At 40.2% G+C, this 6,094-nt stretch carries 7 protein-coding genes; 5 read left to right on the top strand and 2 right to left on the bottom strand.

All coding sequences use genetic code 11. The features are described from left to right. The coding region (locus tag ENH88_RS14265) for a hypothetical protein (RefSeq protein ID WP_304183139.1) at positions 1 to 525 on the top strand (525 nt) is incomplete at its 5' end. 12 nt (positions 526 to 537) lie between these two features. Here ENH88_RS14265 and ENH88_RS14260 read toward each other — a convergent pair. Beyond that, positions 538 to 1,350 (bottom strand): DUF4124 domain-containing protein, encoded by an 813-nt coding sequence (locus ENH88_RS14260; RefSeq protein ID WP_304183136.1) that lies wholly within the window; start codon positions 1,348 to 1,350, stop codon positions 538 to 540. A gap of 101 nt (positions 1,351 to 1,451) precedes the next feature. On the opposite strand from ENH88_RS14260, the gene ENH88_RS14255 reads away from it, so the two are divergent. Further along, complete coding sequence (locus tag ENH88_RS14255) at positions 1,452 to 3,035, top strand: cryptochrome/photolyase family protein (protein WP_304183134.1); 1,584 nt, start codon at positions 1,452 to 1,454, stop codon at positions 3,033 to 3,035. Positions 3,036 to 3,135: 100 nt separating this feature from the next. Here the strand turns inward: ENH88_RS14255 and ENH88_RS14250 are convergent, their stop codons facing one another. Next, positions 3,136 to 3,582, bottom strand: coding sequence for an Hsp20 family protein (locus ENH88_RS14250; RefSeq protein WP_304183131.1), 447 nt, complete (start codon positions 3,580 to 3,582; stop codon positions 3,136 to 3,138). A gap of 286 nt (positions 3,583 to 3,868) precedes the next feature. On the opposite strand from ENH88_RS14250, the gene ENH88_RS14245 reads away from it, so the two are divergent. The 3 genes from ENH88_RS14245 to ENH88_RS14235 form a co-directional block, all read left to right on the top strand. Then, positions 3,869 to 4,366 carry a TlpA family protein disulfide reductase gene (locus tag ENH88_RS14245; protein WP_304183130.1) on the top strand — a complete coding sequence of 166 codons (498 nt, stop codon included), beginning with the start codon at positions 3,869 to 3,871 and terminating at the stop codon, positions 4,364 to 4,366. 123 nt (positions 4,367 to 4,489) lie between these two features. Continuing rightward, the gene (locus tag ENH88_RS14240) at positions 4,490 to 4,642 is read left to right on the top strand and encodes a hypothetical protein (protein ID WP_304183129.1); all 153 of its coding nucleotides are present in this window, start codon (positions 4,490 to 4,492) and stop codon (positions 4,640 to 4,642) included. Then, the coding region (locus tag ENH88_RS14235) for a TonB-dependent receptor plug domain-containing protein (protein WP_304183127.1) at positions 4,599 to 6,094 on the top strand (1,496 nt) is incomplete at its 3' end. The genes ENH88_RS14240 and ENH88_RS14235, both read left to right, overlap by 44 nt.

The raw sequence follows: 6,094 nt of genomic DNA, 5'->3' as shown, positions 1-6,094 counted from the left end.
CGTCTATACTTAGTCTTCTACGGCAATCTGCATAGTTTAGATTTTTTAAGAGGGCTTATCATGGGTGTATCAGCTCATCATCAAAAAATATTATTACAGAGCATAGCAATAATAAAACCCAATTTTCACTGTTTTACAGTCACTTTTCATGTACAGCTGAAACGTCATGCACTGACTATGCAGTGGCCTAGCAGTCAGGAAATAAGTGAAAAAAGTTATTTATTGTATTGCTCATTAGAACGTACTGTTACCCATTTAGACTGCTTATTGTCTGTTCTGCCTTTTATTCAGCATCATGCTAACAACCTAAGTAAGAGTGGTCTCACGTGTCAGGACGTTGATTTATTAGGCGATGCGTTTATCGCGGCACTAAAAATTCATCTAGGCAAGGAATTCACGCCAAACTTAGAAAACGCTTGGCATTATGCCGTTAGAATGTTTAAAAGCATTGTAAAAAGCTACTTATTTAATACCAATAACATCGTTGCTATTAATAAGTCAGTTCAACAGCAAATGAGTTCATAACACGCCCAGTGCTTATTGCAAAGTGGCTAACTCTTGTAATAAACGGTCTATTTGGCGTTGTTCAACATCGATTAACGTTGCATATTTTGACGTTAAAGCGGTCATTTTTCGCGACAGTGAATTATCAAAAACCGCATCCGCTAAATTATTCGGTTGCTCGCTGGCTTGAGTTTCAAGCGCTGCTATTTGCCTATCCATTTGCGCTTGGTAAGTATCTATTTTTGATTGTCTTTGTTCAATATCACGTTTGATCTCTTGTACGCGAATAAACGAATCAATATCTTTGCTCTGAGTTGACTGCTCGTCAATTTCTGAACTGTTTATCACCGTCTGTAAACCCTGCTTTTCTTTTAGCAGACGATCAATGTCTCGCTGTTCACGCTCAATTAACACATTATAACGTTCGGAAACATTGGCCATTTGATTAGCGATTGCCGTTTCTTTCTTGGCACCGGATAAATTATTTAATTGCGCAGCAGATTGCTCACTTAATCCAGCGATCTCTTCGTTCATTTTTTCGCTAAGGGTATCAATCTTATCTTGGTGCTGTTGGATATCCGCATCAATTTGCTTTGTGCGGATATAACTATCAACGCCCGTCGTATCCATATTTCCATGAGTAACAATATTACCGGGGACGGCTGGGTTTTGCTCTTTCACCGTAATAAGTTTTGCATCGTCCCCACACGGAAATTGGCTAAACTCCATCACCCCATTTTTCTCACATTGATAAACGCTCGCATGCAGTGGCGCAACAAAGCACAGCGTAATAACGCAAGGTAAAATAATTTTTAATGTTCTAATATTACACTGATGTTTGTTCATAAGCCGACATTCCCTCGTTTAGGTAGTTAACCTACACAGTTTTCTTCTACCTATATACCACTACTTTCAGAATTAATAAATGCGATCTAAGCAGTAACTTAATGCGTATACGATTACTTTGGGCAAAATCTATAATGTATAAAACGCTGCGATTTATTTTTGGTGATCAACTTAATGCCAGCCACAGTTGGTATAAAGAACAAAATCAAACGCAATACCTTTATGTCATTGCTGAATTAAAACAAGAAACAGATTATGTAAAACATCATATACAAAAAGTAGCGGCGTTTTTTGCAGCAATGGAAAACTTTGCCGCAGCACTCAAAAAAGCGCAATTAAATGTGCTTCACTTAACGCTCGATGATACCCAAAACGATGCTTGCATTACTTCATTACTAACACGCTTAGCAGAGCAATATCAGTGCCAGCACATTCAATATCAATATCCTGATGAGTATCGCCTACAGCAACAGATGCAGCAATTTAAATCACACAGCAGCTTAAAAATCAGTGGCTGTGATAGCGAACATTTTTTATTACCTTTTGCCGATATCAGCGACCATTTTAAAAAAGATAAGCATGTGAAAATGGAATTTTTTTATCGCATGATGCGCAAGCGCTTTGACATATTGATGCAAGATAATGCTCCACTAGGCGGGCAATGGAACTTTGACCAAGACAATCGTAACAAATTAAAAAAAACCGATTTAGCCGCCATCCCTGAACCAAAAATATTTAGCAATAATATTGCAGCTATTTTACAGCGCATAAAAAAACACCAGATAAATACCCTAGGCCATTGCTCAGCAACCTTATTGTGGCCAACCAGTCGCGCACAAGCAAAACAATTACTCGCTTACTTTTGTACTCACCTACTCCCCTGCTTCGGGCAATTTCAAGACGCAATGACCTGTCAGAGCTCGTACCAATGGAGTTTGTATCATAGCCGTATCGCGTTTGCACTGAACACTAAAATGCTGCACCCAATGCACGTTATTAAGCAAGTACTGGCTGAATTTACCGCACGCCAAGATCAGATCAACCTTGCCCAAGTTGAAGGGTTTATTAGGCAAATTTTAGGCTGGCGAGAATATGTAAGAGGGATTTATTGGCAAAATATGCCCGCTTACGCAACTAAAAATGAACTCGGTGCCAGTCGCCCGATACCGGATTACTTTTGGAGTGGCAAAACAAACATGAACTGCATGAAGCAGGCAATCACGCAAAGCTTAGAGACCGCCTATGCACATCATATACAACGGTTAATGATCACCGGTAACTTTTGCTTATTAACCGGTATTGCTCCTGATCATGTTGATAACTGGTATTTAGGCATTTATATCGATGCCATTGAATGGGTAGAAATGCCAAACACCCGTGGTATGAGTCAATTTGCTGATGGCGGCCTGATCGCCACAAAACCGTATGCTGCAAGCGGTAACTACATAAACAAAATGAGTGATTACTGCAATAGCTGCCACTACAAGGTACAACAAAAAACTGAAGCTACGGCTTGCCCGTTTAACAGCTTATACTGGCAATTTATGCACAGCCATCAAGCGCGATTAGCACACAATCCTCGTATTAGCATGGTTTATAAAAATTGGCAAAAACAAACCCCAACTCAACAGCAAGCCATTCTTAATAGAGCGCAGTGGTGCTTAGATAATATTGAAACGCTTTAAAATAATACAAAGCCATCTATTGCAGCCATAGAAAAGCCGCCTCAACTGAGGCGGCTAAAAATAACAATTAAATCAGGGGAAAATAATGTCAAAGGGTTGGTTATTTACCTTCTAGCAAGTTACCACTGCCAATTTCAATTTTACGTGGTTTAAGTGCTTCAGGGATCTCACGTTGCAAATCGATGCTAAGTAAGCCATTGGCTAAATCAGCGCCGAGTACTTTTACGTGGTCACCTAGCTGGAATTTGCGTTCAAAATTACGCTCGGCAATGCCTTGATGAATAAATTTGCGCTCTGCGCTGTCATCTTTATCGGCTTTAATACCTGCCACTTTTAAGGTGTTGTTTTCTGACTCTATCGTCAGCTCATTATCACTAAAGCCGGCAACAGCCATAGTAATGCGATATTTGTCTTTATCGAGTGCTTCGATGTTATACGGAGGAAAACTTGGCTGCTTGTCAGTACGAGCTGCCGCATCCATTAAAGATGCTAAATGATCGAAACCAATGAATGAACGATAAAGTGGTGATAAATCTACTGTACGCATAATAATATCCTCATATTTAAGCGATATTTTGCATGTGCTTTTCGGTTGAACAAGCGCAGGCAAAGTTTAATTAATAATATAAATTTCAATTACTTCTGTTTAATTGGGACCCATCAGGCGTCCTCACTAAACTATATATGGACGGCAAAATTGTTTTCAAGATTATTTTTGAAAAAAGTTTTATTTTTTTCAAAACCTCTTTTTGCCTACTCAATAAAATGGGCACAGAAGGTTTGCTTTTCAAGTCTATAAAGCGTAATTAGGAGCATTAACTTTAGAGGTGCAGATGAAAAAAATAACAAGTTTGTTAGTGAACATCATAATTTTAGTTGTGGTGTTTTTTGTAGTGACTACTTATCAGCAACGCAATTTACTCAGCTCAGATAGCAGCCCTGCCCCGTATTTTAATTTACCTCTGCTCAATGACAGCAAACAACGTATGGATATTGCGATGCTCAAAGGCAACACCACCGTCGTGTATTTTTTTGCGCCATGGTGCACAATTTGTCGTTACAGTATGCCAAACCTAGAAGCGGCACTGGTTGATTCTGATATCACTGCCATTGGCATCGCGCTTGATTATAAAAATGCACAAGAAGTTGCGCAGTTTATTGACGAACTTAAGCTAACAATGCCCATTTTACTCGGCGATAAACATACCCAAAGTAATTATAAAATCAGCGCCTTTCCTACTTATTATGTGGTGAATGAGCAACTGCAAATAACCGCCCGTGCAATGGGCTATTCAAGTCAATTAGGTATTACTATCAGAGCCCAAAACTAAATGTAACAGCTTATAACACCTCCCTACACTTACCTACATTTGCGTACAGTTTACTACGTATTTTTATATCTTTTCTCATTACTATAGGCCGCAGTCACATTTACTCATAACCATGGAAGAAACATGTTAGCCACCTGCTTGCCATCACTTTATCGTTTAACGCCACTGGCGTTGTGCTTGCCATTTTTAACGCACGCCAACGTTGATGCTAATGAAGAAACAATAGAGCGTCTTGAAACCGTTTATAAACGCAGTAGCATTACCCGAAAATACTGAAAAACTGATCACTATGCCCGGTGCTATGGGCGACCCACTGCGGGCAGTATTTGCATTGCCAGGCGTTGTCGCCGCTGGCGGCTCAATGAGTGAACCAGCGGTACGTGGCTCATCGCCCGATGATAATTTGTTTGAAGTGGATTTTATGCCTGCTGGCTATATTTTTCACGATTTCGGCAGTTCTATTTTCAACAAGTACATTATTCAAGACTTTCAACTTTACTCAGCCGGTTATGGCACCAGCTACAGCAACGCCACCGGTGCCGTATTTGACGTAACACTGCGTAACCCTAAATATCAGCCGATTACTACCACGCTTGATGTTACAATGTTTAATGCCGGTGTCTTTGTTGAAGGACAACTCACGCAGAACACAGCGTTTTATTTATCAGCACGTAAAAGTACATTACCGCTGTTTTTTTCCAAAGGTGAAGAGCTTGAAAACGACGATGGTGAACTCAGTGGTGTCACCATTAATGATCCCCCGGATGATCATGATTATCAAGGTAAATGGATCTGGGATATAAACAATCAAAACGCGCTAACCGTGTCATTTACAGGCGCTAAAGACTCGGTTGCAGCGGGCTTTAATCAACGCGCTGAACTATCACTAAAAAACCCTGAGTATCAAGGCGATGCTGATTTTATTCGTGAATTTACCAGCCAAAGTATTCTATGGGATCACTTTCATAAAGACTTTCATTTACGCTTAGGCGTTGCTGCGCTCGAACATTCTGGCCGCTTGGAATACGCTAAACGTGCCACGCTAAGTGATGGCTATTTTGATGAAGAACAACAAAAGCAAATCACTTATAAAGGACGCTTAAATTGGCGTGTTACTAAAGCCCAGCAACTGGTGTTTGATGCCGCCTATTTTGATAACGACAGCACGTACAGTTACGATAGTTTTCAATATCTTTGTACCGAGCTCGATCCTGATTGCGATCTAAACAAAGGTGAGCGAATAACGGGCAAAGACAAGCTAGCCCTTGATAAGTACTTTGTTGGTGTTAGCCATATTTGGGATATTAACGAACAATGGCAAAGCGAAGTCGGCGTACAATATCAAGGCAATGATTACACTGATGAAGATTTTGTGATGCCACGCCTTGCACTTAGCTATTTCATTAATGACAGAAATAGCATCAATGCTAAATACGGGCATTATAATCGTATGCAAGATATTGACTACATATTGCCTGAACACGGCAACCCGAAGTTACGTTCGCAAACCTCCAAACACAGCAGTTTAGGTTTTGCACAAGAACTTGCCGATGAGTGGACATGGTCTATTGAAGGGTATTACAAAACCATGGACGATTTACCGTTGGCATTAAACAATTATTCCGATGCAGCAATGCGTTACAGTAATGATGTCACTGGGCGAGCTTACGGTGTTGATCTATTAATAAACAAACATAAAACGGATAAATGGTATGGCTGGCTCGCGGT

Origin of the sequence: Pseudoalteromonas prydzensis, assembly GCF_011050055.1 — a bacterium.
Classification (GTDB): Bacteria; Pseudomonadota; Gammaproteobacteria; order Enterobacterales; family Alteromonadaceae; genus Pseudoalteromonas; species Pseudoalteromonas prydzensis_A.
Note: the sequence above shows the minus strand (reverse complement) of the source record. Positions and strands in the feature narration are given on the sequence as shown.

What these genes read in the sequence shown, in the direction of transcription:
- ENH88_RS14255 (WP_304183134.1), top strand. Translation starts at nt 1,452, where the DNA reads ATGCGTATACGATTACTTTGGGCAAAATCTATAATGTATAAAACGCTG.
- ENH88_RS14245 (WP_304183130.1), top strand. Translation starts at nt 3,869, where the DNA reads ATGAAAAAAATAACAAGTTTGTTAGTGAACATCATAATTTTAGTTGTG.
- ENH88_RS14260 (WP_304183136.1), bottom strand. Translation starts at nt 1,350, where the DNA reads ATGAACAAACATCAGTGTAATATTAGAACATTAAAAATTATTTTACCT.
- ENH88_RS14250 (WP_304183131.1), bottom strand. Translation starts at nt 3,582, where the DNA reads ATGCGTACAGTAGATTTATCACCACTTTATCGTTCATTCATTGGTTTC.
- ENH88_RS14240 (WP_304183129.1), top strand. Translation starts at nt 4,490, where the DNA reads ATGTTAGCCACCTGCTTGCCATCACTTTATCGTTTAACGCCACTGGCG.